Consider the following 25819-nt stretch of genomic DNA (forward strand, 5'->3'; position numbering starts at 1 on the left):
TGTCCAGTTTTGATTCTTGACACGTTTTGGTTGAATTTCAGGGCGTTAGTTTTCCTGCCAAACAGTGAAATCGTGCGCACCGACCGGATCAGAGCCAATCAGCATGCGTCGCGCTCCACCCTCAGGCAGGGGTTTGGACATGTCACCAAAATTGAAGGCAAAATGCAACGTATCGCGCCGGGTTAAGCGCATGTCGGGATCGCAGTCCAGAGGCTTCAGCCCCGCCCATTCCAGGACATCCCGCATAATCACCCGCAAGAGCGCACCGCTGGGGACCATGGCCAGATATGTTGCGCGATCTGACCGGATGACCGCTGGGCTGGCGTCACAGTAGGCACTTTTGAAGCGGGCCAGGACATTTTCCTCAGTCTCGACGATTTCGCGCCACCCACTAAAGTCAAAGAGCTGACCGTTTTGCAGTTGTACGGATTCCCGCGCGATATCAGGAAGCGATTCGACGCGGGCAATACGAACGCCGGTCAAGTTTGCCAGCGCACCCGGGGCCAGATTTGAAGGGGTGTGCATTTGCGGCGTTTTGCTGCCGGACCGGGCGCCAATCAAAAGCTTTGCCCCGGAAGCATCAAGTCTTGCGGCCAGATCCGAGGTCACAATCATGCTTTGCGGAAGTACGATCAGGGCGTAACCGTCCAGGCCATCCTCGGGCCCCACAAAATCAATGTCCACCCCCAGACTGCGCAAGGCAGTGTACCATTCGCGAAAGATATGGGAATTGGGAAAGTGATCATCATGCGGCAGGATATCGGCCGCCCAGATCGAAGCGTAATCCAGCATCATCGCCACCGAGGCTTTCCTGCGCGTCGTCGGCGGCAAGTTTTCGCAATCTTTCACAACCTGAACCAGCTCAAGAGCGGCTTGATCGGCACTACCATCCGAGCGCAGCAAAGCTGTATGGTATTGTTCCTGCGCGAACTTTGCTTGTCGCCATCGAAAGAACATCACAGCTTGCGCGCCATGGGCATAAGCTGCCCACGTCCAAAGCCGAACCATTCCCTCTGCCGGAGAAGGATTCTGAGCCGCCCAGTCCACCGGCCCCGGTTGCTGTTCCAGCACCCACATCCGACCCTGCCCCTGACTGCGATACAAATCGCAATGAAACCCCTGATAGTCTGGCGCACCGGTCCGCAGATAGCGGCGCTTTTCTTTCTCTGACAGGGTTGAGCCCATCAGATTGCCCAGCGGGTAGCTGTCAAAGCCGACGACATCCAGATCCGCGGCCACTGCGTGGTGATCGAACTCGAAACTGCCGGCCATGAAGTTGTGCGTGATATCGCGACCCGGCGCGTGTTTTCGCAGCACATCCACCTGTGTCTTGTTGAACAGCCGTACCCGATCCGAGGAATAGCGCATGAAATCCAGCGCATGAGTGGGGTTGGGTGTGGCGACCAAACCGTTGGGCAGTTCAATCTGGTCAAAGCCGGAATAGCAGGTCCCCCAAAACACGGTCCCCCAGGTCTCGTTCAGTGCGTCGATCGTGCCGTATCGTTGTGCCAGCCAGCGCCGAAAGCCTGCCCGTGCAGCATCAGAATAGCTGAGAGCTGTGTCGTGGTCGTTGTACTCATTGTCGATCTGCCAGGCATGGACATGAGGGTTCTGGCCATATCTGGCGGCATATTCCGTCGCGATTCTGTGCGCCTCGGCCAGATATACGTCACTGGAAAAGCAATAATGTCTGCGCGACCCATACCCTCTGACCCCACCGTCCGGGCCAACCGGCAGGATTTCGGGGTGCTCATCAATCAGCCATTTGGGAGGTGCAGCCGTTGGCGTCGACATCATGACCCGCAGGTCGGCCTGCCCCAGAACCTCAATGACTTCATCCAGCCAGTCCCAGCGAAACTGACCGCGTGCCGGTTCAACCAGACCCCAGGTGAACTCGGCGATCCGAACCCAATCCAAACCCATCTCGGCCATCCGCGCGGCGTCACTGCGCCACTGGGACGGGTCCCATTGTTCGGGATAGTAGCAAACCCCAAGCTCCAGTTTGCTCATCTGCTATCCTTTGCCGTGCGCCGTTCGATCCATTTCAGGAAGCTTGCGCAACCGAGGGTGAGTACCACGTACAGAATTGCCGCCGTGTTGAACGGCGCAAATGGCAGAAAGCTTGCTGCCTGAAACTCTCGCATCCTTTGGGTCATGTCGCGGACGGACAGGATGGACAGCAACGAGGTGTCCTTGATCATCGCGATAAACTCATTTCCCAGAGGTGGGGTTACGATACGCAAGGCCTGAGGCAACACGATCAACCGCGCTGTCTGCCAGCGGGACAAACCCAGGGAACTGCCCGCTTCCAATTGCCCTTTGGGAATAGCCTCAATCCCCGATCGGAATATTTCGGCCATATAGGCCGAGTACCCGACCGAAATCGCAATGATCCCGCGTGTCATGTTGGTCATATCAATGCCGCCCCCAGTGGCATCCTTGACCGCGCCCGCCAAAGGCAGACCGATATAAAGGATGATCACCAGCATCGGAATGCCGCGTATCGTGTCCACAAAGAATTCAGCCCCGACCGCCAAAGGATGCAGCTTGTGCTGTGCGCCGCCGATGGTCAGCGTGAGTAGCAAAAAGCCAAAAACGGCGAAGGCCAGCGCGGGATTTCTGTATTTGTCAGGCAAGAAAACTGACTGCCATAGAACCGGATAGCCTTGTGTGTGAGCGTCTACTGGCACAAAGGCTCCGGACACGCTGTCGACGGTTTCTATCTGCTCCAAAGCCGCGACAGGATCAGTGGCACTGCGTATGCGGTATTGCTGGTCGCCGGCACCTTCGAACTCGCCGAACCGGATGACATCAGCCTGCGCCTGTGGCGTGCCACGTACAATGGCGATGCGCCCTTCGGTGCTTCCGACCAGAACGTAACTGACCTGCGGCTGCATGAAGAAAAAGGCTGATATTGCAAGCAATGTCAGGCTGATCGAGCCATACAGGATCGTGGTACGTGCCTTTGGTTTGAACGACTGCAGCCCCACCCAGATCAGGCCCAGAATGGCCGAGAAGATATAGGCGAAGATGGCTGCGCGGAATGTAATGGCTACGCCTGTGGCGAACTGCCAGTGGGCCATGAACATCAGATAAAACAAAACCGCACCTGTAAGGCATTCCAGCCCCAGTAGAACGCGCCAGCGCCAAGGGGGTTGCAACCGCGCCGACAGCAGACACAAGGCGACAACGGCTGCGTATACTGCCAGAAGAACTTGCAGACCTGTTTGAACCTGGGTCACGACTTCGGGATACAACACCCACGCCTGACTGGACCTGTCGATAAGGGTTGATGTGTTCTCGCTGAGCGAGTGAAAGAAAACGGATTCCACGAAGGGCATCAAAAGCTGTGGAGATACGAAGCTTGAGACCAAAAGCGCAATTGATGCGGGCAGCGCCGCTAAGGCGGAAACGCGCAACCAGCCCGGAGCATGATTTGTAAAACGTGCATACCGAGCGCAGAGATATCCCAGGATTGCAACCGAGACGATCAGCAGAAAGCCGACGAAAACAGGCCCTGCATTGTTGCCGATCCCCAGAATTGCAATCAAAGATCGCAGGTATTTCGAAGACGTAGCGAATAGATAGAAGATGAAGGGAGCGGCTGCGAGCAACACAAGATTGCTCGGGCGGATCGTGCTGAGACGCGACATGTTACTTCTCCGCTGAAACATGGCCCGGCAACCTCAGCCGCCGGGCCCAAAAGGGCTTGAAGGATCAGTTTGTGCCCCAGTATTTGGCTTTCAGCGTGTCCAGCGTGCCGTCTTCCTGAATGGCTGCGAGACCGGCATCAATTGCATCCACCGTCGGGTCACCTTCCTGAAACACGATACCCAATGGATCCGATTGCAGGCCTGTGATGCCTACGGTCAGCTCTCCGGCAAACTCCTGCTCGTAGGCAGCGGCGGACGTACCATCAATGATCACCCCTTGCACGTCTGCGTTCTGCAGCGCCAGAATAGCCGCCGAAAAGTTGTCGTAGAGGCTGACATTCTCGCGCCCCACAAGCTCTTCCGCCAGCTGGGCATTGGTCGTCGCGGTTTGTGCCGCCAGTTTCTGGCCACCCGCTTTGAAATCCTCAAGCGTCATATCCGCGTTGTCGACCTGCAGCAAAATGGCCTGACTGACAACGATGTAAGGTTCGGAAAAGTCCATAGTCTCTTCACGCTCGGGCGTGATCGATACGCCCGAGATGACCAGATCGAATTCACCCTGCTGAAGCGCCGCAAAGATGCCGTCCCAGGCGGTGTTTACGAAATTCGGAACGCAATTGATCTTTTCGCAGATTGCATTCATCACATCGACATCAAAGCCTACGATTTCACCGGTTGTTTCGTCGACGGTTTCCATCGGGGGGTAGGTTGCATCCGTTCCGATCTTGAGTACGCGACCTTCCAGATCGGCGGCAAAAGCCGCCGGCGCTGTCAGCATTGCAAGCGTTGCAGCGGCTAATAGGTTTTTGAACATGTTCGGTTTCTCCTCTGTTGGCTCAGTTGGTCTGCGCCGTACCCGGCGCCAGGGTGTCAGGTTGTCGCTCGATCAATGTGGCCCTGATCTTTTTTTGAGTTTCGGACGGATTAACGCCGTCCAGTGCTTTTAGCATGAATTCACCCAGCAGGCGGCTGGTCTCGCCAATCGGCAAATAGTAGGTGCTGGGCGGGGGGACGAAATACTGGCTGAGTTTCAGGTCGTCGTTTGAAATTAGGACGACATCCCTGCCGACTTGAACACCCATATCGGCGGCTCCGGACAAGGCGCCAAGGGTCATCGCCTCGTTGGCGCAAATAATGGCGCTTGGTCGGTTGCGCATTCGCATGAGCGCCGCAAAGGCCCTTTGCCCGATTTTCGCGGTGGTCGGGCCGGGGAAAACAAGTGCCGGGTCAAACTCTATGCCACCTGCCGACAGAGCATCTGAATATCCCTGGCGACGCTGGTGCGCATAGATCAGGTCATCCGGCGGGTTGATAAGCGCAATCCGCTTGTGCCCCAATGCCAGCAGCCGAGCCGTCGCATCAAAAGCAGCAGCCTGACTGTCGAGATCCACGTAGGGATGCGGTTCGACACTGTCGCTCATGCCGTATGTGACAAACGGAAAACCTTTATCTTGCAGATAGGCGATACGCTGGTCATTCACCCGTGTTCCGGAAAAGATCACCCCATCTGCCAACCCTTCCTGCACAATAGAGTGAAGGGTCCGCAGCGCGGCGTCGCCATCTCGTATGCTGAAGACGCTCAACTGATAGCGAGATCCCTGAACCGCGTCGGATATTCCGGCCAAGATCCTCGTAAACTCCACACCCTCCCACTCATCAGCGGCGTTGTCTGAAACGCTGACCAATACCGCAATCCTGTAGGATTTATTGGTGCGCAGTTTCAGGCCATCCAGATTGACCCGGTACTCAAGCTCGGAAGCCGCCTTCTGAATTTCGTCCCGCGTTTCGCGCTTTACCGAAGAGGCTCCGCGCAGGGCGTTTGACACTGTTCCGATTGAATAGCCGGTTTTTTTGGCAATCGATTTGATCGTTGCCCGCGCCATCAGCCGATACCCTCAAGCTGTTCAATCAAAAACGACCGGCCTGTTTGCAAAGTACGCTTGTGATCTTCGGTTTCATCATGCTCGACAAAAAGGTCGGTGCACTTGGTCCTTTGAAGGGCTCGTAACGTGGCGTCCCAATCAACAACACCCTCACCCAGATCACGCCAACGCCCGTCACCTGATCCGCCCTGCGGGTCCACGTCCTTTGCGTGGACAGACAGGATGCGTGTCGCGTGACGCGTGATCAAATCAGCTGGGCACTGACCCGCCGCAACGAGCCAACCGATATCAGGCTGCCAATAGATGTTTCCCTGCGCGAGAATCTGATCAAGAGGCGTTTCACCCGGCTCGCCATTCAGATCAAAGTCGTGGTTGTGGTAGGCTAGACGGATGCCGTGATCCCTCAGTCGATCTGCCCAATCGGACAACTGGCCCGACACTGGCTTCCATCCCTCGACAGTGCCGGGCCGCGCCTGTGGCGCCAGCCAAGGCATGACCGCCACCTGGCATTCCAAAAGATGCAGTACTTCAACGATGTCGTCGAAACGCTCGTTGAACTCCTCCCAATCGAAATGTGCAGAACGAAGGTTAAGACCTGATTGATGGACGATGCGTGCCATCTCTTGCGGTGTCATGTCATGCAGCCCGGTGGTTTCGATATCCGAAAACCCACAAACGGAAACCAACTTCAGTTGGTCCGTGAGGTACCCGCATTGCCGGATCGTGTAAAGCTGCGCTGATACCCTCATTCTTCACCATTGAAACGTTTCAAATATGGTGAAACACAAAATGCAACTCTGTCAAGAACTGCATTTCGTTGCTAATTGCGCATGGATAATCCGTTGTGGAACAGATGCACCTTATCCGGTGCGGCGGTCAGCGAGACTGTCTGGCCACGCAGGTTTCGCTGAATCCCCGGCAGTTTCGCAATCACCGCATCCGCACCATCGGCTTGCTCAAAATACAGCAACGTGACTTCGCCTAGGGCTTCGGTAAAATCCACTTTCCCGGACAGAATCGCGGTTTCCTTTGTCGTGACCAAGTCTTCGGGACGCACCCCGATATTAACCTTTTTACCCAGGTCACTGTCTTCAGTTGGAACCCCGGACTTTGCAATCCCGCCTGATGACAGTTCAACGGTTGTCGTTTCGCCGGTTCCAGTGATTGTGCCGGACAGCAGGTTCATGGAGGGCGACCCGATGAACTGCGCAACAAACTCGTTGTCTGGAGTTTCATAAAGCTCGAGCGGTGTCCCGACCTGCGCGATGCCCTTGTCGGCCAAAACCACGATCCGACTGGCCAGAGTCATGGCCTCGACCTGATCGTGGGTCACGTAGATCATGGTGCTTTCAGGCATAGCCTCTTTCAGGCGCGCGATCTCAATCCGTGTGGCCACCCGAAGTGCTGCGTCGAGGTTTGAGAGGGGTTCGTCGAACAGATACACCTTTGGGTCACGTACAATCGCGCGCCCGATGGCAACCCGTTGACGTTGGCCCCCGGAAAGAGCTTTTGGCAGGCGGTCCAGGAATGGTTCCAGCTGAAGGATTTGAGCGGCACGATCTACGGCAGCATCAATCTCGGCTGCGGGCATTTTTGCAATTTTCAGGGCAAAGGCCATGTTTTCGCGAACGGTCATGTGGGGATACAAGGCGTAGCTTTGGAACACCATCGCGATGCCCCGCTGTGCAGGCGGAACATCGTTCATAACCTGCCCTTCGATTTCCAGCGTGCCGCCTGTAATCTTCTCCAGCCCAGCGATCATCCGCAACAGGGTGGACTTGCCACATCCGGAAGGACCAACAAAAACGATCAGTTCGCCCTGTTCAATGTCGAGATTGATGTTCTTCAAAACATCGACAGGGCCATAGGACTTGGCGACATCTGTAAGGTTGAGTTCAGACATTCGTTATCCCTTTTTCCTAAACATCAGGATGAACTGCGCCGCGTTCAGGATAACGTTGCCGCTTCCCTCAATACCGCCCAAGTCCTGACCCATGACCTGCCAACCGCCTTCGGGCAGTTTGAACTCGGCAGTGTCTGCACCAAGATTGAACGCACAGAATATCTGCTCATGTGAATCCTCACGTACAAAAGACAGAACCGAACCCGTTTCTGTCATCCCGGTCTGCGCCCCCATTGCCAAAGCAGGATGCGCATGCCGCAAGGCAATGGCGCGACGGTAGTGATTCAACATCGAATGTGGATCCGCCTCCAATCGGTCTACCGCGTGCCCGGCCTGCTGTGCGCTAACCGGCAGCCAGGGTTCTGCGGTGCTGAAACCCGATTGTTCATCTTGTGCCGCCCAAACCATCGGTGTGCGGCAGCCGTCGCGGCCCTTGTATTCGGGCCAGAACTCGATGCCATAAGGGTCTTGCAGTTTCTCGAACGGCACATCCGCTTCGTGCAGGCCCAGCTCCTCGCCCTGATAGAGGCAGGCAGAGCCGCGCAGGCACATCATCAGAACCGCGTGCTGGCGGGCCGCGGCGTCGTCCAAATTCCAGCGCGAGACGTGACGCTGCACGTCGTGGTTGGAAAACGCCCAACATGGCCACGCGTCCCCTGCCTTCGCCTCTAACTGATCAAAAACGTGCCTGGTGTAAGCGGCTGTCAATGCGCGGTTTTCCAGGAATTCGAAGGCATAGCACATGTGCATCCGTTTATCCCCAGATGTGTACTCGCCCATGACCTCGAGCCCGCGCTGCGCATCTCCGACCTCGCCCAGGCAAGCTCGGCCTTCATATTCGTCCGTCAAAGCCCGCAGTCGTTCGAGGAAGGCGATGTTCTCGGGCTGGCTTTTTGAAAATAGGTGATCCTGATGGTTGTAAGGATTCACTGCCGGTGCGATCGTGGCGTTGCGTTGATCCATCGGCAGCGCGGGATTGTCGCGCAGCGCCTTGTCGTGGAAATAGAAATTGATGGTATCCAGCCGAAAACCATCCACACCCAGATCAAGCCAGAACCGCGCCACGTCCAGCAACGCATCCTGAACAGCCGGACAGTGGAAATTCAGATCCGGCTGCGATGTCAGGAAGTTGTGCAGATAATATTGCAGGCGTCGGGCATCCCATTGCCAGGCCGAGCCGCCGAAGATCGAAAGCCAGTTGTTCGGAGGCGTGCCATCCGGTTTGGGGTCCGCCCAAACATACCAGTCGGATTTCGGGTTCTCTCGACTGCTGCGGCTTTCGCTGAACCAAGGGTGCTGATCTGATGTATGCGACAGAACCAGATCAATCATGATCCTCAGACCCTTCGCATGGGCCTGATCCAGAAGCTCTTTGAAATCCGCCAGCGACCCGAACATGGGATCGACATCGCGGTAATCGCTGACATCGTAGCCAAAATCCTTCATCGGCGATTTGAAAAACGGCGAGATCCAGATTGCATCAACGCCCAGAGAGGCGATGTAGTCCAGTCGCGCAGTGATGCCCTTCAGATCGCCGATCCCATCGCCGTTGCTGTCCTGAAAACTGCGTGGGTAGATCTGATAGATCACCCCCCCGCGCCACCAGTCCGAAGACAGTTTCGTTGCTTTGCATTGTTCAAGGTTGTTCTGCACGTTCATCAGACGCCTCTATTTGACAGATCCGGCCAACAGGCCGCGGACCAGGTATTTTTGCATTGCGAAGAAGACGACCAGCGGCACGAAGATCGAGACAAAGGCAGCGGTCGCAAGGATTTCCCAATTGCCGCCACGTGTACCCAGCAACTCGACGATGCGGTTCGTCATCACGGTTGTCTGGCCGGTCGCGTCGATCAGGAAAACCTTGGCAACAAGCAGGTCATTCCATGTCCACAGGAACTGGAAGATCGCGAAAGACGCCAGCGCCGGGAAGCTGAGTGGCAGGATCAGTTTGGTAAAGATCTGAAACTCGGTGGCGCCGTCGACGCGGGCGTTTTCGATCAGATCACGCGGCAATCCAGCCATGTAATTACGCAGCAGGTAAATCGCCAGGGGCATCCCAAACCCTGTATGCGCAAGCCAGACGCCCAGGTATCCTTTACCGATCCCGATATTGAGGTGAAATTTCAGCAACGGGATCAAGGCCAATTGAAGCGGCACGACCAAAAGGCCAACAACGGCCGCGATCAGCAAGGCCCGTCCGGGGAAATCCATCCACGCCAGCGCATAAGCTGCAAAGGCGGCAACCAGAATCGGGATTATGGTCGCTGGGATAGTCACTGTCAGCGTGTTGAAGAACGCCTTGGCCATGCTGTCTGTACTGCTTTGATCCAGAAGAACCTTTTGGTAATTTTTTAAAGTGAACTCGGGCGGCAATTCGGCCGTAACAAAGATGCGTGCGCCGCGATCACCTGTGAACTCTTCGGTGTTCTCCATCCGGTAGTTGCCAACCGCATCCACCGTGATCGTGCCACCTCGCCGCAGTTTTGCTGTTTGGCCCGGCTCAAACGCATCTACCTCGCGCGAACTGATACCCCATCTGGAAATCGTTGCTTGCTCATCTTCGCCGAACAACGCCCCCTGAATGACATACACTCCGTTTTCCAGCACCTGCGTCTCCGGTGCGGCACTGCGAAGGGTCAGGTTTTGTTCGGAGGGGAACAGCGACCGCCACCAGCCGCTGGACGATATCTGATCTGCCGTCCGAAAGGACGAAATCAGCAAGCCAAGCGTGGGGATGACCCAAAGGGCCACAAGAAAGACGACTGACAGATGCACCACCCATCTGAGCGCGGGTTTCGTTCCTGCGATATCGCTCATGGCTTACTCCATCTCCTTGCGTGCATTGCGCACGTTCCAGACGAGGATCGGCGCAACAAGCAACATGATCACCATGGCCGAGGCCGACCCGACGCCCCAGTCATTGGCGCGGAAAAGCTTGTCATACATGTAGTTTGCCAGCACCTGCGTCTCCCACTGGCCGTTGGTCATGGCAAAGACGATGTCGAACACTTTGAGAACGGTGATCGTGATCGTCGTCCAAACAACAAGGATTGTGGTTTTGATCTGCGGCACCTTGATCTTGAAGAAGATCTGAAAGGGATTGGCCCCATCCAAAATGGCCGCCTCGATGGTTTCTTCGGGAATACCGCGCAAGGCCGCCGACAGAATGACCATGGCGAAACCCGTCTGAATCCAGATCAGGACAACCATCAGAAAGAAACTGTTCCAGAAGGGAATTGTTAACCACGTGTTGGGTTCGGTGCCGCCGAAGAAGATGTACAGCGCGTTCAGGATTCCTATCTGGTCTTGTTCAGCTGTTCGCGCGTCATAAACCAGTTTCCAGATCACCGATGCACCAACAAACGAAATGGCCATCGGCATGAAGATCAAGGACTTGGCAAAGTTGCCCCAGCGGATGCGGTCAGTCAGTTGCGCCACGAGAAGACCAAAAGCCGTTGACATGGCTGGTACGACAATCAACCAGAACATGTTGTTGCGCATGGCTTCCCAAAACTTCGGCTCAGCCGCCATTTGGGTATAGTTTTCCAGGCCAACCCATCGGTATCCGCCACCGGGCACACGTTCCGTAAGCGAAAGGCGCAAGGTTTCAACCACCGGATACGCCAGATAAAGCCCCAGCGCAGCAAGCGCCGGGAACAGGAACAACCATGGACGGATCAAGTTCGCGCGGTTGATGTTTCGGCCCGCATTCGGACCACGCGGCGGAAACAGGATTTTGTCCAGAAACTGGTTGGAAAAGTAGAAGTAGCCTACGCAACCCGACACGCCGATAGCGATCGTCAGCAGGCCTTGAAGTGCGGGTGTCATGGTGCGCCCATCCGTTTGGCAAGTGGGGCGGCCCTAGGACCGCCCCATGAGTTGGTCACTTGGCTGCGTCCCAGGATGCCTGGATTTCACGTGCCACGGTGGCTGCACCTTTTGCACCCGAAGAGTAATCGACCATCCCCGTCCAAAAAGTACCTGCCCCAACCGCACCCGGCATCAGGTCAGACCCGTCAAAGCGGAAGGTCGTTGCGTTGGTCAGGATTTCACCCTGTCCGCGCTGTGAATCATTCGAGTAGTTCTCGGGGTCTGCATCCAGGTGGGGCGTCAGGAAGCCATCCTGCGACATCATGATCTCATGAGCGAATGGCGTCTTCAGGAACTCCATGAATGCTTCGGTGGCCGGGTTCGGGTTCGTGATCGTGAACAGTGTCCCTGCCCCGAGCACTGGTGTGCCCAGGTCTTTTTCGGCGTAAGCCGGGAAATAGAAGAAGTCAGCGTCCACCCCCAATTCCGTGCCTTCAGGGAAATAGGCGGGAATAAACGACGCTTGCCGATGCATCATGCAAGCCGGCGGGCTATCGAATAGACCCTTGGGGCTGTCCCGGAAGTCAATTGCCGCCGTGTCGTCTGCATTACCAACCACATATTCGTCATTGCGGGTAAAGCTGCCATATTCCTCAATCGCAGCGATGACGCGGGGATCATCGAACTTGATCTCGTTGGAAACCCATTGGTCATAGACTTCTGGTGGTTGCGTGCGCAGCATAAGGTCTTCGACCCAGTCCGTTGCGGGCCAACCCGTTGCGCCACCCGAAGCCAGACCGACGCATAGGGGCGTTTCACCGTCTTCGACCATCTGATCCATCAGAGCTTTGAACTCTTCCATGGTTTCGGGCACTTCATACCCAAAGTCTTCGAAGTTTTCGGGCACGTACCAGACCAGAGACTTGACGTTCACATTGAAGAAGAAACCGTAGAAATCGTCTACTCCGTCGGCGTTTTGAAACGTTCCCAGATCCACCCAGGACTGACCGGCAGCAAAGTTTTCCTTTATCCAGTCCGCCGAGCCCTCGGCCAAAGGTGTCAGATACCCCTGCTTGGCGAGGTTTGCCGCCAGACCGGGCTGCGGGAAAACAGTCAGGTTCGGCGCGGAACCTGCGGCTGCATCAATCAGGATTTGCTGTTCCAGAGAGTCCGAGCCCACATAGCTGGAATTCGCACCTGTTGCTTCGTCGAAATAGGCCACAAGGTTCTCGAAAGACTTGCCCTCGCCAGCCAGCCAGGGGCCGAAAATAGTCAGGCTTTCGCCGGACAGGTCATTTGCTTCGGCAAAGGCCTGAAACCCATCCCAGTCAAAACTGCCCTCGCCGACGGCGTGAATCAACTCACCCTCCGCCTGAACTGATCCGGCTACCAGGGCGAGTGCCGCCGCACCTGCGTAAAGCGCGTTTTTCATCAAATCCTCCTCCCAAGCTATCGTGCGCTCAAAGACTCGCCTTCAAAGCGCTTTGGATATTGCGTGTTATCCGCTAACAATAGCTCTCTGTCAACATTTTGCTTCCCATCGCCAAAATTACTTATATTTTCTGCTTTCCACGCAAAATAAGTTGACGGAAGCAGCATTTGCTCACAAAACAGAAAAGAACCACTCAATTGAAGGCGCTTTGAATCGTAAAATGAACCTGAAGCAGCTCTCCGAAGTTCTGGGTCTTTCGCAAACTACGGTCAGCCGGGCGTTGAACGGGTACCCTGAAGTGAGCGAGGACACACGTGCGCGCGTTCAAGCTGCGGCGCACAAACATGGGTACCGGCCGAACAGTCGTGCCAAAGGGCTTGCAACCGGACGATCCATGGTAATCGGCCACGTGATTCCCAGCTCGTCACAACATGAAATGGTCAACCCGATCTTCGGGGATTTCGTCGCCGGTGCCGCAAAGAAATACGCTGAACATGGCTATGACATGATGTTCACCAACGCCGACGACACCTCGATTGAAGAAGCGTATCGGAGTCTCTTTCAGCGGGGCGCGGTGGACGGAGTCGTGCTGCAAGGCCCCAAAGTGAACGAACCACGGATCGAAGTCCTGACCCGCATGGGCGTCCCATTCATCGTGCACGGACGCTCAACCGGCGTCGACACTTTGTATGACTGGATCGATGTGAACAACAAAAGCTCGTTCATGCGTGCCACGCGCTTTCTGATTGACCTTGGCCATCGCCGTATCGCTCTGATCAACGGTTTGGAAGATATGGATTTCGCCCAACGCCGCCGCGACGGATATCTTGAGGCGCTTGGGCGGGCCGGGCTTGCGCCCGATGCAAATCTGATGCGCAGCGCTGAAATGACAGAGGTATACGGCCACCACGAAACGCAAAACATGTTGCGCCTGGACACCCCTCCGACTGCGATTCTGTGTTCGTCGATGATATCCGCCATCGGTGTGCGGCGCGCTCTGTCCGAAAGCGGGCTTGAGATGGGTGCGGATGTATCAGTGATCGCCCATGACGACGACCTGTCCTATTTGAAGAACGGGCAGGATGTACCTATCTTCACCGCAACGCGCTCGTCCGTCCGGCAGGCAGGTGAAATGGCTGCTGACATGTTGATCCAGCGCATCAAATCTCCGAATGATCCAGTCAAAACTAGATTGCTGGAGGCCGAACTGGTAGTTGGCAGGTCAACCGGCCCTGCGCCCAACAGGTTGTAGCCATGAAACACTTACGCGCTGATTTCCCCAAAGATTTCCTCTTTGGTGTTGCCACCTCTGCGTACCAGATTGAAGGCCATGCACAGGGCGGTGCGGGGCAGACTCATTGGGATACCTTTGCGGCGTCGCCGGGCAACGTGGTGCGCGGAGAAAACGGAGACGTGGCCTGCGATCACCTGAACCGGTTCGAGCAGGATTTCGATCTAGTGCGCGAAGCCGGGTTTGACTGTTATCGCTTTTCGACAAGTTGGGCACGTGTATTGCCGGAAGGGCGTGGTCAGGTCAATCAGGCGGGGCTGGACTATTATGACCGATTGGCGGACGCCCTGCTGGAGCGCGGTATCCGCCCCTGTGTGACGCTTTATCATTGGGAACTACCGTCAGCGCTTGCGGATCAGGGGGGGTGGTGCAATCGCGATGTCGCGGATTGGTTCGCGGATTATACGCAGGTCATCATGGGTCGGATCGGTGACCGGATGTTCAGCGCCGCGCCGATCAACGAACCCTGGTGTGTCAGTTGGCTGAGTCATTTTGAAGGCCACCATGCGCCCGGTCTGCGCGACATCCGCGCCGCTGCGCGAGCGATGCATCACGTTTTGTTGGCCCACGGCAGGGCCATTCAGGCCATGCGCAGTCTTGGCATGAGCAATCTGGGCGCTGTGTTCAACCTCGAATGGTCCGAGCCAGCAGATGACAGCGCGGAAGCGCGGCTTGCCGCAGATCGCTACGACGCGATTTATAACCGGTTCTTCCTTGCCGGGATTTTCAAAAGAGAATATCCCCAAACAGCCTTGGTGGGATTGGAGCCACACCTGCCCAAGGGCTGGCAGAACGACTTTGAAACCATCGGAGCACAGGTCGATTGGTGCGGGTTGAACTACTATACCCGAAAATTGATCGCCCCGGCGGACACCGCCTGGCCCAGCCTGCAAGAGGTTCCCGGGCCTTTGCCGAAAACGCAGATGGGATGGGAAATTGAGCCCTCTGCCCTCACCCGCTTTCTTATCAGAACAACGAAAGACTATACGGGCGCGATGCCAATCTATATCACCGAAAACGGTATGGCGAGTGAGGCGCGCGTGCAGGACGATGATCGTATCGATTATCTCGACCGGCACCTCGCGGCCGTGCAGGACGCTTTGACACAAGGTGTTCCGGTGAATGGCTATTTTGTCTGGTCGCTATTGGACAATTACGAATGGGCCTTCGGGTACGAGAAGAGGTTTGGACTGGTGGACGTGGATTTCGAAACACTTGGGAGAACGCCCAAAGCGTCTTTCATGGCGCTAAAATCCGCCCTGTCCGAGGGTCAGAACGTCTCTCAGCCGTTAGCGCAACCATTCGGGGCTGTGCATGAGCATTGGAACCTGGTTGCGGATATTGGTGGCACGAACACACGTTTGGGCGTCGTCACGAATGGCGAATTGGCAGGTCTTCGGAAACATCCGACGGGGACATTGGAAGACCTGTTGGAGGCGTTCCATGATCTCAGAGACGAAATCGGAACAAATCCACAGGCCGTCGTAGCTGCGGGCGCGGGGCCCGTCAGGGATGGGACTATTCAACTGACCAACGCAAACCTGGATCTCTCGGAGACAGAGTTGGCAAATGCAACAGGAGCGCAGCGCACCTTTGTCATAAATGATTTTACCGCCGCGGCATGGTCGGTAGCCGAGGTAACCCGGTCGGATGTTGCCGTCTTGCAGGGACAGGCAACGCCGCCCGCAGGCACACGATTGGTTGTTGGCCCCGGAACCGGACTCGGCGTTGGCGCCTTGCTTTACTCAGAAGGCAGATATCATACGGTTTCCGGCGAAGGCGGGCATGTGGGTCTGTACCCGCGCCATCGCGAAGAAGTTGATATCTTTGAAGCGGCGCGTCGTATCGCACCGGGCTGTTTCTTTGGGGACAGCCTGGCTCTGGAAGCAGAAATGTTCCTGAGTGGAACCGGCCTACCGGTACTGTATCAGGCCGTTGAATTGGCAGCCGGTCAGGCGCGGGCACAGGTGCGCTCTGCGAAAGAAATTCTGAACGATGCCCGCAGCGGCACCGATCTCATCGCCGAAAAAACGGCGCAGATTTTTACCACTCATCTGGGTGCATTGATGGGTGATCTGGCGGTCACCTTGATGCCAGAGGGAGGCGTTTTCCTTGTGGGCGGCGTTGCCGAGAAAAACCGCTGGCTTTTCAGTGACAACTTCAAGGATGCGTTCAACGGCGGCGGCCGCTTCAGCGATTTGCGCCGTTCCCTGAACCTCTACGTGTCTGAACAGGCAGAGTTCGGGATCATCGGCGCAAACAACTTCTGCAAGAACGCGCTGAGACAGTAACCAGACTAACCGAAATTTCTATTCCAAGAAGGACCAAGACATGATCCTGTGCTGTGGTGAAGCGCTGATAGATATGATCTCAGAACCGACCGTGTCGGGTGCACTGGGTTTTGTGCCACATACCGGTGGTGCAGTTCTGAACACAGCTGTTGCGATGGGGCGTCTGGGCGTGCCGGTTGGAATGCTGACAGGTTTGTCATCGGATATGTTCGGACGGCAACTGATCGATGGCCTGAAAGCCAGTCATGTGGACACGACGCATGTGATTATCTCGGACCGCCCGACCACGCTTGCCTTTGTACAGCTTTCTGATGGGCACGCGTCTTACAGCTTTGTTGATGAAAACACGGCGGGCCGGATGTTGCTGCCCGAAGACTTGCCCGATCAACTTCCAGCGGTTTCCGCTCTGTATCTCGGTGGTATCAGCCTTGCCTGTGAACCTTGCGCAGATGCTTATGCCGCCATCCTGGACCGCCACGGTTCCGACCGGGCTGTGATGCTGGATCCGAATATCCGCCCGGGTTTCATCAAGGATCAAACCCGATTTAGAACGCGTTTGAACCGCATGGTCTCACGAGCAGATATCGTCAAGGTTTCAGACGAGGACTTGGACTGGATCATTCCGGGTAACGAATCCGAAGCCGCGAAGGCGTCTCTGCTGTTGCAGGCGGGTCCAACCGCTGTCATCGTTACGCGTGGCAGCGACGGGGCGCACGGTTACTTGGCAGATGGTTCAGAAGTCTCGGTTCCTGTGAAGCCCGTTGAAGTAGTCGACACAATCGGCGCAGGTGACACGTTCAACGCTGGCGTCCTGACCGGTCTCAGCCGTGCAGGGCATCTGACCAAATCAGGTCTGCGCGGATTGACTGCGGAAAACTTGCGAACGGCTATGGAACTGGGCGCGGATGTGGCCGCAGTGACCGTATCCCGAGCCGGGGCGGAACCGCCTTGGGCGCATGAGCTTTGATCTTTAGAATGGCACAATGAAACGATCTGAAATCAACCGTATCAAATCCCAGGCACACGCGTTTATTCAGTCCTTCGGTGCCGTGTTGCCACCCTTTGCGAATTGGACGTCAGAGCAAATGCGCAGCCCTCTGGCGGAAACGATTCGCAACCGCGGGCTGGGATGGGACATAACCGATTACGCACAAGGCCGTTTCGACGAACTTGGGCTTTTTCTGTTCACTCTGCGCAATGGTGAGGCGAAGGATCTGAAATCCGGGCGCGGGATGCTCTATGCGGAAAAACTGTTGATCTCGAAAGACAATCAGCTTTCTCCGATGCACCGACATATCGTCAAAGCAGAAGACATCATCAACCGGGGCGGCGGCGACCTCGTTCTGGAAATCTATGCGTCGGATCCAAACGGTGGCGTTGACCGCGACAACCCGGTGACGGTCCCCAGCGATGCCTGCCCTGTAACCTTGCAACCCGGAGAGCACTTGCGGCTGAAGCAGGGGCAAAGTGTAACTCTGATGCCCGGCATCTGGCACGCTTTCTGGGCGGAGCGCGGCGATTGCCTTATTGGCGAGGTTTCGACCGTGAATGACGACCGTACGGACAATGTCTTTGAAGAGCCAATCCCGCGGTTTTCAAAGGTCGAAGAAGATGCAGAGCCGGATTTCCTGCTTGTATCGGACTATTGACACCGTTCGGTCCGGGCTGGCGTGAACAGGATAGTCGGCTCAACTATCGCAAATCCTTCCACCACCCCACACCGTCTGCCGCTTGACAAGTCTTGCGTAGCCGGACTAGCTGATCGGGATGGTTCCGCAAGGGATGAAAATGGGAATACGGTGCGGCGCAGGGATGCGCCAAGTCCGTGACTGCCCCCGCAACTGTAAGCGGTGAGCGACGCCACTGTACCACTGATCCGAAAGGGTTGGGAAGGTGGGCCGAGCCTTGACCCGCAAGTCAGGAGACCTGCCATCGCATGGTAAACCAACCCGGGGCGGGGCGTCCCCGAAGGAGGCTTGATGGCGCGTTTGCGTAATATATGGGTATTTGCCCTCTGTCTGCATCTGGCAAACGACGGAGATGGCAATGGCCTGCTATTCTGATCACTACGTTCTGATCTGTTCAACATGTCAGGGGACGATGCCTGCCGAGGCCGCGCAAGACGCACTGGACGCTCAGTTGCCTGACGGTTTTGAAACCCGAATGGTGGCCTGCATGGCAGGTTGTGAACGGGCCATGACCGTTGGATTTCAGGCCGCAGGCAAAGCGCAGTACCTGTTCGGCGACATTAAGACATCACACGACCTGGCTGCCCTGGTCGAATTCGCGACGCAGTTCGGCGACAGCGACGATGGCTGGACAAGCGCGTCGGACCGTCCTCCTGCCCTCTTTGCAAAGACCCTGTCGCGAATACCCGCTTTGCCATCCCGAGGGACGTCATGAGTTTTCTGGTTGCCGAGGATCTGGAGTACTACGCTCTCAATGGTGATATCCTGTTGCAGGACGTGTCCTTTCGTCTGGAAGAAGGATCAATTCTGGCAATTGCCGGACCGAACGGTGCCGGTAAGACCACTCTGCTGAAACTGCTATGCGGGATCGAACGGATTGCGTTGGGTGATGTTTGGATTCAAGGCAAAAGCCTTCGCACTCTGTCCGCCCGCCAACGCGCCCGATCCATTGCTGTGGTCGGACAGCAGGAAACGCCCGATGGACGGATGCGGCTGCAAGACTATGTTGCGCTGGGACAAATCCCGATTCAGGGTGAACGATCGACGGCTCAACATAAAGCTGATCTTGAACGGGTGCTGACGACGACCGAACTGTCGCATTTCGCAAACAAACCGATGAGCCAACTGTCGGGCGGTGAACGTCAGCGCGCACATATTGCTCGCGCATTGGCCCAGAATCCGTCTTTGTTGTTTCTGGACGAACCAACCAACCATCTGGACCCGGATGCCAAGGGGCACATGCTGTCCTTGGTCGCTGACCTGGGGGTAACGGTCGTCATGATCGTCCATGATTTGGTCATGATCCCGGAATTCGCCAGCCATGTGGCGTTGATGAAAGCCACGCGCCTGACCGGGTTCGGGCCTGTCAGCGAAGTTCTGACCACAGACCGGGTACGTGACACATTTGGTGTGGATTATCTGTGCTTTCAGCACGAAGGCCGCATGATCCCGGCGCTGGATATCCGAAAACGAAAACTGTCATCATAACAGGAGCTAAAAATGATGCACAAACTCTGGCCAGTGGTTGTTTTCACTGGCTTGGCAAGTGGCGCAGCAGCGGAGGCCGTCACGGTGGACAACTGCGGCGAACCGCTTGTTTTTGAAACGGCGCCCGAGCGTCTGGTCGTGCACGACATGAACATGACGGATATGGCCTTTGCACTCGGCCTTCAGGACAAGATCGTGGGGCTTACCGGAATTACCGGCTGGTACAAAACAAGCCCCGATTTTGATGCTCAGCGTGGCGATATCCCAGAACTTGCCCCCAAATACCCGACCATTGAAAACCTTGTGGCCGTCGAGCCCGATCTGTTCTTTGCCGGTTGGTACTATGGCATGAAACCCGGTGGCGATGTCACGCCCGACACCCTGGAACCCTTTGGTATCAAGACCATGGTCCTGACCGAAAGCTGCGTGCATCTGGACAAGAATCGCCCCGAGGCCAGCATGAACCTTTTGTTTGGTGACGTTCTGCGTCTGGGCATGGTCATGCAGGTCGAGGACGAGGCCGAAGCGCTGGTTGCCAACTGGAAGGACCAACTGTCCGCCATTGAAGCAAAAACAGCCGATCTGGCAAAGCCCCGCGTGTTCCTGCTGGACGGACCGGCCGATGCTCCGTTTACTGCCGGCAAGTTCGCCATTCCCGATGCAATGATCGCAGCCGCCGGTGGCGAAAACGTGACACATGATCTGGATACCAGCTGGGGCCGCACGTCGTGGGAAGCCGTGGCAGCGGCTAACCCGGAATTTCTGGTGCTGCTCGACTATCAGTCCGGCAACGGCGCAGAGGACACCTTTCAGTTCCTGAAGGATCATCCGGTGATGTCACAAACGGACGCGGTAAAGAACGAACGCTGGATTGGCCTGCGTTACGAAGAACTGACGCCCGGCCCGGCAAACATCGAGGCGATCGAGAAAATGGCGAAGGCCATGCACCCGGAGACCAACTGATATGGTCCAATTGGGCCGTTTGATTTTGTTGGGGGCGGTTGTTCTGACCGCCCTTTTGCTGTTGTCCATCGTCTACGGGACCACTCCTATCCCCCTGCGCGAAGTTTTTACAGCCATCGGTCTTGGAACCGGTCTGGTGGACGGAGACATGTCGCCCTTGCACCGGATCGTCTTCGACCTTCGCCTGCCCCGCGCCCTGTTTGCTGCCGTGATTGGCGCGGGGCTGGGCGTCGTTGGTGTTGTTTTGCAAACAACGACGCGAAACGATCTGGCAGATCCGTTTCTGTTCGGTCTGTCCTCTGGTGCAGCTGCTGGCGCCGTTCTGGTGATCACGGTCACAGGTGATGTATTGGGCATCTGGACGTTGCCGTTGGCGGCGTTTTGCGGCGGCCTGATCGCATCCGGCATTGTTCTGGCGCTGGTTCAGGGCTTACGCACGAGCGCGCCTGAAAAACTTATCCTGGCTGGTTTGGCGGTATCCTTTCTGTTTTCCGCGATCACCAATTACCTGATTTTCTCTGGCGACAATCGCGCTGCGCATTCGGTGATATTCTGGATGCTTGGCGGTTTGGGACTGGCAAGATGGGAAACGTTCCCACTTGTCTTAATCGGATTGGGCCTGATTCTGAGCTATTCACTTTATCGCAGCCGGTGGCTTGACGCACTGCTGACCGGAGATTTTACAGCCTCTTCACTGGGTATTCCCGTTCAGGGCCTGCGGTTCAGTATGTTCTTCGTTGCCGCGTTGGCGACGGCCAGTTTCGTTTCCGTTGCCGGCGTCATCGGCTTCGTCGGGTTGATGGTACCGCATATTGCACGCGGCATCGCCGGAACTCTGCACCGAAACCTGCTGGTCGCCTCAGCCATCGTGGGCGCAATTCTACTGACTCTCTCTGATATCTTGTCACGCCTTCTTCTGGCTCCGCAGGAGTTGCCCGTCGGAATCGTCACAACGTCAATAGGATCACTTTTTGTCTTCTTGTATTTATTCAAATCTGATCGCGGGAACTAGTTTCCAGAGGTTGCGCGACACTTTCATTATTCAACATTGATGAGGTCAAGCAGTTCGGCATGCAATTCGGGGGTTGCGGCGGAAACGACCGCGCCATCTGAATCGAGGGTCAAAGCGTGCCCCTGCCAATCGGTCATCACTCCGCCAGCGGCTGTGACAAGGGGTGAGACCGCCAGATAGTCATAAGGTTGCAAATCGTAATCCACGACAGCATCGACATGCCCCGAAGCAAGCAAGGCATGGGGGTAACAATCATAGGCAAATCGGCGCGTCTGCCCTGCGGTCATCAGCCGGGTGAACAGGTCAGGATGGTCGCGGTAGATCTTGTCCCCTTCATTCACATACAAAACCGATTGATCCAGGCGTGTTGTTTGTGCGACCTGTACCAGTCGCCCGTTCAGGCGGGCGCCGTCACCAATTACTCCCAAGTAGGTCTCACCTAAGGCCGGCATTCCGACCAGTCCGAACTGAGGTTGTCCATCAAATAGATGAGCCAAAAGGAATCCGAACAAGGGATGGCCGGACAGAAACGATCGGGTTCCGTCAATGGGGTCAATGACCCACATATGGAGCCCGTCGCCAGCCTCCTGACCGTGTTCTTCGCCAAAGATGCCATGCTCTGGGAAATGCTGATTCAGATAGGCCCGTACTTCTGCTTCAACTGCCTTGTCGGCCTGCGTCACCGGGCTTTCATCCTGCTTGAATTCAACACCTAAAGAACCCCGAAAAAAACGCATAGCGGACTCCGAGGCAATATCAGCAATCTTCATCGCGTGTTCAGTCAACGCATCTGAGGTTACCATTTCCGGTCCTTTCGGCTGAAGTCATCCGATTTCCGACGGATGAAGGATTGATTGCCCTGAAAACTGAATGAGAAGTCATGCAGTTCAGTCTTCAGATTGGCGTGAAGTGTAACAATACTATAACTTTATCAACGGCTTATAGGTCAAAAACAGCCAGATTCAACGACCTTCCGGACATTCGGGGCGGATTTGCCGTGTTAGCATGCTTTCCCTATGCGTTCCGATCGCTGTGTGTTTGTCAGTTGATCAGCTCTTGCACCCTCGGGTCAGATTTTCACCCGGCTCATCTGCGGGTCGTACAGCGGTTGCAGTGTCACTTCGCACGGAACCCTTTGAGTTGCGACATCCAATTCATATGTCCCTGATGTGACGTATTCCGCGTCGACGCCCTTTGCGTTTCGGATGTAACCGTAGCCGATCGACTTTCCGACGGTGTAGCCATAGCCGCCCGAGGTCAGCCACCCGACTCTTTCGCCATTCCGATAGATCGTTTCACGCCCCAGAAGAACAACGTCGGGTTCAACCGTGAAACATGCCAGCATCTTCTTTACGCCGCCGGTTTTTTGCGCCTCAGAGGCGGCACGCCCTTTGAAATCAATATTCTTCCGGAGTTTCACGGCCCAGCCCAAGCCACTTTCGAACGGCGTATGATCCGGCCCGATATCCGAACCCCAGGCGCGGTAGCCTTTTTCAAGGCGCAGCGATTCAATGGCCCTGTAGCCCGCATTTATCAATCCATGCGGCCGCCCGGCCTCCATCAGCGCGTCATAGACGGTCTGTGCATACTCCACGGGCAGGTGCAGTTCCCACCCTAATTCACCAACATAGGTCACACGCAGCGCCTTGACCGGACACCCGGCGATACCGATGGTGCGGATCGCGCCAAACTTGAACCCGTTATTCGAGACGTCATCGCGCGTCACCGCCGCAAGAATCTCACGCGCTTTTGGTCCCATCAATGACAGAACTGCATTCGATGAGGTGATATCGAATAGCTGGCAATTCATAACCTCGGGAATGCTGCGGTCGATCCAGTCGAAGTCATGAGCGGCGAAGCCAGTACCGGTGACGATGTAGAACTCATCATGAGCCACACGCCCAACGGTCAGGTCGCACTCGATCCCGCCCTTGTTGTTCAACATTTGGGTATAGACAAGGGCGCCAACCGGCTTGTCCACATCATTGGCACAGATCCAGTTCATCGCTGCCAGTGCATCCGGACCCTTAAGGGCGAATTTGGCGAAAGATGTCTGATCGAACAACACAGCCGCTTCGCGTGCCGCTTTATGTTCGCGACCTACGGCATTGAACCAATTCTGGCGGCCAAAGCTGTATTCATCCCTGGGTGTCTCGCCCTTTGATGCATCGGCGTACCAGTTGGGGCGTTCCCAGCCCAGTTTCTCTCCAAAGCACGCGCCTTGCTTTTTCAGCGTGTCGTAAAGCGGCGACTTGCGACAGGGGCGGCCAGAGTCATGTTCCTCATGCGGCCAAGCCATCGTGTAGTGTTTACCGTATGCTTCAACGGTACGGGTGCGAACCCAGTCGGTGTCGAAATGCGGGCGGCCAAAGCGACGAATATCAGCAGACCACAGATCGAAGGGCGGCTCGCCATTAAATACCCACTCCGCCAGCGCCATGCCTGCACCGCCGCCAGCCGCGATGCCAAAGGCATTAAAGCCCGCGCCGACGAAGAAATTCTTCAACTCAGGCGCTTCGCCGATGATAAAATTGCCGTCAGGCGTGAAGCTTTCCGGCCCGTTGGTCAACGTTTTGACGCCAGTGTTCTCCAGCGCAGGCACGCGCCCCAGCGCAAGCTCCATAAGCTGTTCGAAATGATCGAAGTTGCTGTCGAGAAGGGTATAGTGGAAACCTTGCGGAATCCCCTTGGTGGCCCAGGGGATCGGGTTCGGCTCGTACCCGCCCATGACCAGACCTCCGACTTCTTCCTTGTAGTAGGTCAGCCGGTCGGGATCGCGCAGAGTGGGCAGATTGCCGGGCACGTCGAAAGGTTCGGTCACCATGTACTGGTGTTCCATCGGAACCAGAGGAACGTTGACGCCAAAGCGGCTGGCAAAGGTGCGGGTCCATTGCCCGGCGCAGCAGATCACCTTTTCACACTCGATCCGACCATGTTCGGTGATTACCGCGAGAATCTTGCCATCTTCAATCTCGATATCGATGACCTTGGTGTCTTCGAATATCTTCGCCCCGGCCATGCGGGCGCCCTTGGCCAATGCCTGCGTGATATCTGACGGGTTGGCCTGACCGTCAGTCGGCAGATAGGCCGCGCCGATCACGTCGGAGACATCCATCAAGGGCCAAAGCTCTTGCGCCTCGGATGGGGTCAGAAGTTGCATGTCCAGACCAAAGGAATGCGCTGTCGTGGCCTGCCGTTTGACTTCGGTCCAGCGCTCTTCGTTGCAAGCAAGGCGCAAGCCGCCATTCATCTTCCAGCCTGTACCGAGGCCGGTTTCCTCTTCGATCTTGTTGTACAGATCGACGGAATAGCCCAGCAATTGCGTGATATTTGCGTTCGAACGCAACTGTCCAACCAACCCTGCGGCGTGAAACGTGGTGCCTGAAGTCAGTTTCTTGCGCTCCAGAAGCACCGTGTCAGTCCAGCCCAGCTTGGCCAGGTGATAGGCGGTCGAGCAGCCGATGATCCCGCCGCCGATAATGACGGCTTTGGCTGTTGTAGGAAGGTCGGTCATGTCTGTCCTCAGGTGTTTTCGAAATCGGTAAGGGCTGCGCGAAACCGCGCCAGGTTTTCAGCTGTGTAGGCTGCGTAATCAAAGTCGATATCCGAGGTGATCTCGGACACCATGCTCCACATGGTTTCCCGCAGCAGCGAGGCGCATTTCATCGCCGCATATCGATGGCGCAGGTCGTCGGTTATCGGGGCCTCAAAATAGGCTTCAAGCATCCAGTCTTCCTGTTCAGGCGACAGCCCATTGTTCGACGCCAACCCGCCCAGATCAAAAAGCGGCGAGTTGAATCCGGCATAGTCGAAGTCGATCAGCCAAAGGCGATTGCCGTCGTCCAGAAAATTGCCACAGAGCAGGTCGTTATGGCCGAACACGATGTCATACGGCCCTGCCTCACGCTCCAGCAGCGTGCCTGCGTCGATCAGATCGGGGATTAGCTTTGTATGGGCGCTGTCATTCTCGGTCAGTGTTGCGGCATAGTCCCGGATGACGTGGAATACCCAGAATACCAGCGACGGCCCGCGCAGGTGTTTCGGCACTTCGACATGACAGGTTTTGACCAATTCGAGAACACGGGGCAGCATGTTCGGATGGCGGACATCTTCTTCCGTCAAGGTGCGGCTTTCGATGAACTCCAGCACTGTCAGATCACCTGAGGAATGTACCACGGCAGGCGACAGACCCGCTGCATTGGCTGCCTTGCTGGCGGCCAGCTCATTGAACCGCATCACCTGATGCAGGGGGATGTCGTCGCCCACACGCACCACATAAGACCCGCTGCCATCCGTTACCTTGAAGTTCAAGTTGGTGATGCCACCGGTCAGAGGAGTGGCCTCGATTTTACCCTGCCAGATTGGCAGAGCGCGGATGCGGGTCATCAGATCAGGATGGCTCATA

21 protein-coding genes, 1 pseudogene and 1 riboswitch are annotated in these 25819 nt (G+C 56.2%); of the genes and pseudogenes, 9 read left to right on the plus strand and 13 right to left on the minus strand.

Annotated elements, in window-relative coordinates:
• Window positions 1-45 precede the first annotated feature (45 nt).
• From AC2FLP_RS08890 to AC2FLP_RS08935, 10 genes are all read right to left on the minus strand, one after another.
• On the minus strand, window positions 46-2010 hold the full coding sequence (locus tag AC2FLP_RS08890; RefSeq protein ID WP_496682897.1) for a beta-galactosidase: 1965 nt from the start codon (window positions 2008-2010) through the stop codon (window positions 46-48).
• Window positions 2007-3653, minus strand: coding sequence for an amino acid ABC transporter permease (locus tag AC2FLP_RS08895; RefSeq protein WP_299898090.1), 1647 nt, complete (start codon window positions 3651-3653; stop codon window positions 2007-2009). Before AC2FLP_RS08895 ends, AC2FLP_RS08890 begins: the two co-directional genes overlap by 4 nt.
• Window positions 3654-3717: 64 nt before the next feature.
• Window positions 3718-4467 carry a basic amino acid ABC transporter substrate-binding protein gene (locus tag AC2FLP_RS08900; RefSeq protein ID WP_299898088.1) on the minus strand — a complete coding sequence of 250 codons (750 nt, stop codon included), beginning with the start codon at window positions 4465-4467 and terminating at the stop codon, window positions 3718-3720.
• A 22-nt stretch (window positions 4468-4489) separates the two neighbouring features.
• On the minus strand, window positions 4490-5536 hold the full coding sequence (locus tag AC2FLP_RS08905; RefSeq protein ID WP_496682893.1) for a LacI family transcriptional regulator: 1047 nt from the start codon (window positions 5534-5536) through the stop codon (window positions 4490-4492).
• Window positions 5536-6285 (minus strand): sugar phosphate isomerase/epimerase family protein, encoded by a 750-nt coding sequence (locus tag AC2FLP_RS08910; protein WP_496682891.1) that lies wholly within the window; start codon window positions 6283-6285, stop codon window positions 5536-5538. Before AC2FLP_RS08910 ends, AC2FLP_RS08905 begins: the two co-directional genes overlap by 1 nt.
• Window positions 6286-6356: 71 nt before the next feature.
• Entirely contained in the window at window positions 6357-7439 is a 1083-nt protein-coding gene (locus tag AC2FLP_RS08915) for an ABC transporter ATP-binding protein (RefSeq protein ID WP_299898082.1), read from the minus strand.
• Window positions 7440-7442: 3 nt separating this feature from the next.
• Window positions 7443-9098 carry an alpha-glucosidase gene (locus tag AC2FLP_RS08920; RefSeq protein ID WP_117873199.1) on the minus strand — a complete coding sequence of 552 codons (1656 nt, stop codon included), beginning with the start codon at window positions 9096-9098 and terminating at the stop codon, window positions 7443-7445.
• Window positions 9099-9107: 9 nt separating this feature from the next.
• Entirely contained in the window at window positions 9108-10256 is a 1149-nt protein-coding gene (locus AC2FLP_RS08925) for a carbohydrate ABC transporter permease (protein ID WP_117873197.1), read from the minus strand.
• 3 nt (window positions 10257-10259) lie between these two features.
• A complete protein-coding gene (locus tag AC2FLP_RS08930) occupies window positions 10260-11267 on the minus strand; it encodes a carbohydrate ABC transporter permease (RefSeq protein WP_496682887.1) in 1008 nt (335 codons plus the stop codon).
• Window positions 11268-11322: 55 nt separating this feature from the next.
• A complete protein-coding gene (locus AC2FLP_RS08935) occupies window positions 11323-12681 on the minus strand; it encodes an ABC transporter substrate-binding protein (protein ID WP_496682885.1) in 1359 nt (452 codons plus the stop codon).
• A 220-nt stretch (window positions 12682-12901) separates the two neighbouring features.
• On the opposite strand from AC2FLP_RS08935, the gene AC2FLP_RS08940 reads away from it, so the two are divergent.
• The 9 genes and pseudogenes from AC2FLP_RS08940 (at window position 12902) to AC2FLP_RS08980 (ending at window position 21414) form a co-directional block, all read left to right on the plus strand.
• Window positions 12902-13933, plus strand: coding sequence for a LacI family DNA-binding transcriptional regulator (locus AC2FLP_RS08940; protein WP_117874029.1), 1032 nt, complete (start codon window positions 12902-12904; stop codon window positions 13931-13933).
• 2 nt (window positions 13934-13935) lie between these two features.
• A pseudogene (locus tag AC2FLP_RS08945) lies at window positions 13936-15237 on the plus strand (GH1 family beta-glucosidase); the annotation flags it as partial.
• Window positions 15214-16263 (plus strand): glucokinase, encoded by a 1050-nt coding sequence (locus tag AC2FLP_RS08950; protein WP_496683156.1) that lies wholly within the window; start codon window positions 15214-15216, stop codon window positions 16261-16263. The pseudogene AC2FLP_RS08945 and the gene AC2FLP_RS08950, both read left to right, overlap by 24 nt.
• A gap of 40 nt (window positions 16264-16303) precedes the next feature.
• A complete protein-coding gene (locus tag AC2FLP_RS08955) occupies window positions 16304-17230 on the plus strand; it encodes a carbohydrate kinase family protein (RefSeq protein WP_496682879.1) in 927 nt (308 codons plus the stop codon).
• A 16-nt stretch (window positions 17231-17246) separates the two neighbouring features.
• Entirely contained in the window at window positions 17247-17912 is a 666-nt protein-coding gene (locus AC2FLP_RS08960) for a D-lyxose/D-mannose family sugar isomerase (protein WP_496682876.1), read from the plus strand.
• Between the two features lie 104 nt (window positions 17913-18016).
• A riboswitch (cobalamin riboswitch) is annotated at window positions 18017-18211 on the plus strand.
• A gap of 98 nt (window positions 18212-18309) precedes the next feature.
• The gene (locus AC2FLP_RS08965; protein WP_496682873.1) at window positions 18310-18666 is read left to right on the plus strand and encodes a DUF1636 family protein; all 357 of its coding nucleotides are present in this window, start codon (window positions 18310-18312) and stop codon (window positions 18664-18666) included.
• Window positions 18663-19439, plus strand: a complete 777-nt coding sequence (locus AC2FLP_RS08970; RefSeq protein ID WP_299898064.1) for an ABC transporter ATP-binding protein — start codon at window positions 18663-18665, stop codon at window positions 19437-19439. Before AC2FLP_RS08965 ends, AC2FLP_RS08970 begins: the two co-directional genes overlap by 4 nt.
• Window positions 19440-19451: 12 nt before the next feature.
• Complete coding sequence (locus tag AC2FLP_RS08975; protein ID WP_299898061.1) at window positions 19452-20402, plus strand: ABC transporter substrate-binding protein; 951 nt, start codon at window positions 19452-19454, stop codon at window positions 20400-20402.
• A 1-nt stretch (window position 20403) separates the two neighbouring features.
• Complete coding sequence (locus AC2FLP_RS08980) at window positions 20404-21414, plus strand: FecCD family ABC transporter permease (protein ID WP_117873182.1); 1011 nt, start codon at window positions 20404-20406, stop codon at window positions 21412-21414.
• A gap of 26 nt (window positions 21415-21440) precedes the next feature.
• Here AC2FLP_RS08980 and AC2FLP_RS08985 read toward each other — a convergent pair whose 3' ends face one another.
• The 3 genes from AC2FLP_RS08985 to AC2FLP_RS08995 all read right to left on the minus strand — a co-directional run bounded on the left by AC2FLP_RS08985 (window position 21441) and on the right by AC2FLP_RS08995 (window position 25818).
• A complete protein-coding gene (locus AC2FLP_RS08985; protein ID WP_299898058.1) occupies window positions 21441-22217 on the minus strand; it encodes an inositol monophosphatase family protein in 777 nt (258 codons plus the stop codon).
• A 266-nt stretch (window positions 22218-22483) separates the two neighbouring features.
• On the minus strand, window positions 22484-24928 hold the full coding sequence (locus AC2FLP_RS08990; RefSeq protein WP_496682868.1) for a GcvT family protein: 2445 nt from the start codon (window positions 24926-24928) through the stop codon (window positions 22484-22486).
• Between the two features lie 8 nt (window positions 24929-24936).
• Window positions 24937-25818, minus strand: coding sequence for a choline/ethanolamine kinase family protein (locus tag AC2FLP_RS08995; RefSeq protein ID WP_496682865.1), 882 nt, complete (start codon window positions 25816-25818; stop codon window positions 24937-24939).
• Between the last annotated feature and the right edge of the window lies 1 nt (window position 25819).

This window comes from Ruegeria sp. CDSA141 (assembly GCF_059612005.1).

What these genes read in the sequence shown, in the direction of transcription:
- AC2FLP_RS08965 (WP_496682873.1), top strand. Translation starts at nt 18,310, where the DNA reads ATGGCCTGCTATTCTGATCACTACGTTCTGATCTGTTCAACATGTCAG.
- AC2FLP_RS08940 (WP_117874029.1), top strand. Translation starts at nt 12,902, where the DNA reads ATGAACCTGAAGCAGCTCTCCGAAGTTCTGGGTCTTTCGCAAACTACG.
- AC2FLP_RS08925 (WP_117873197.1), bottom strand. Translation starts at nt 10,256, where the DNA reads ATGAGCGATATCGCAGGAACGAAACCCGCGCTCAGATGGGTGGTGCAT.
- AC2FLP_RS08955 (WP_496682879.1), top strand. Translation starts at nt 16,304, where the DNA reads ATGATCCTGTGCTGTGGTGAAGCGCTGATAGATATGATCTCAGAACCG.
- AC2FLP_RS08890 (WP_496682897.1), bottom strand. Translation starts at nt 2,010, where the DNA reads ATGAGCAAACTGGAGCTTGGGGTTTGCTACTATCCCGAACAATGGGAC.
- AC2FLP_RS08910 (WP_496682891.1), bottom strand. Translation starts at nt 6,285, where the DNA reads ATGAGGGTATCAGCGCAGCTTTACACGATCCGGCAATGCGGGTACCTC.
- AC2FLP_RS08975 (WP_299898061.1), top strand. Translation starts at nt 19,452, where the DNA reads ATGATGCACAAACTCTGGCCAGTGGTTGTTTTCACTGGCTTGGCAAGT.
- AC2FLP_RS08950 (WP_496683156.1), top strand. Translation starts at nt 15,214, where the DNA reads ATGGCGCTAAAATCCGCCCTGTCCGAGGGTCAGAACGTCTCTCAGCCG.
- AC2FLP_RS08990 (WP_496682868.1), bottom strand. Translation starts at nt 24,928, where the DNA reads ATGACCGACCTTCCTACAACAGCCAAAGCCGTCATTATCGGCGGCGGG.
- AC2FLP_RS08905 (WP_496682893.1), bottom strand. Translation starts at nt 5,536, where the DNA reads ATGGCGCGGGCAACGATCAAATCGATTGCCAAAAAAACCGGCTATTCA.
- AC2FLP_RS08900 (WP_299898088.1), bottom strand. Translation starts at nt 4,467, where the DNA reads ATGTTCAAAAACCTATTAGCCGCTGCAACGCTTGCAATGCTGACAGCG.
- AC2FLP_RS08985 (WP_299898058.1), bottom strand. Translation starts at nt 22,217, where the DNA reads ATGGTAACCTCAGATGCGTTGACTGAACACGCGATGAAGATTGCTGAT.
- AC2FLP_RS08980 (WP_117873182.1), top strand. Translation starts at nt 20,404, where the DNA reads ATGGTCCAATTGGGCCGTTTGATTTTGTTGGGGGCGGTTGTTCTGACC.
- AC2FLP_RS08895 (WP_299898090.1), bottom strand. Translation starts at nt 3,653, where the DNA reads ATGTCGCGTCTCAGCACGATCCGCCCGAGCAATCTTGTGTTGCTCGCA.
- AC2FLP_RS08930 (WP_496682887.1), bottom strand. Translation starts at nt 11,267, where the DNA reads ATGACACCCGCACTTCAAGGCCTGCTGACGATCGCTATCGGCGTGTCG.
- AC2FLP_RS08915 (WP_299898082.1), bottom strand. Translation starts at nt 7,439, where the DNA reads ATGTCTGAACTCAACCTTACAGATGTCGCCAAGTCCTATGGCCCTGTC.
- AC2FLP_RS08970 (WP_299898064.1), top strand. Translation starts at nt 18,663, where the DNA reads ATGAGTTTTCTGGTTGCCGAGGATCTGGAGTACTACGCTCTCAATGGT.
- AC2FLP_RS08960 (WP_496682876.1), top strand. Translation starts at nt 17,247, where the DNA reads ATGAAACGATCTGAAATCAACCGTATCAAATCCCAGGCACACGCGTTT.
- AC2FLP_RS08935 (WP_496682885.1), bottom strand. Translation starts at nt 12,681, where the DNA reads ATGAAAAACGCGCTTTACGCAGGTGCGGCGGCACTCGCCCTGGTAGCC.
- AC2FLP_RS08920 (WP_117873199.1), bottom strand. Translation starts at nt 9,098, where the DNA reads ATGAACGTGCAGAACAACCTTGAACAATGCAAAGCAACGAAACTGTCT.
- AC2FLP_RS08995 (WP_496682865.1), bottom strand. Translation starts at nt 25,818, where the DNA reads ATGAGCCATCCTGATCTGATGACCCGCATCCGCGCTCTGCCAATCTGG.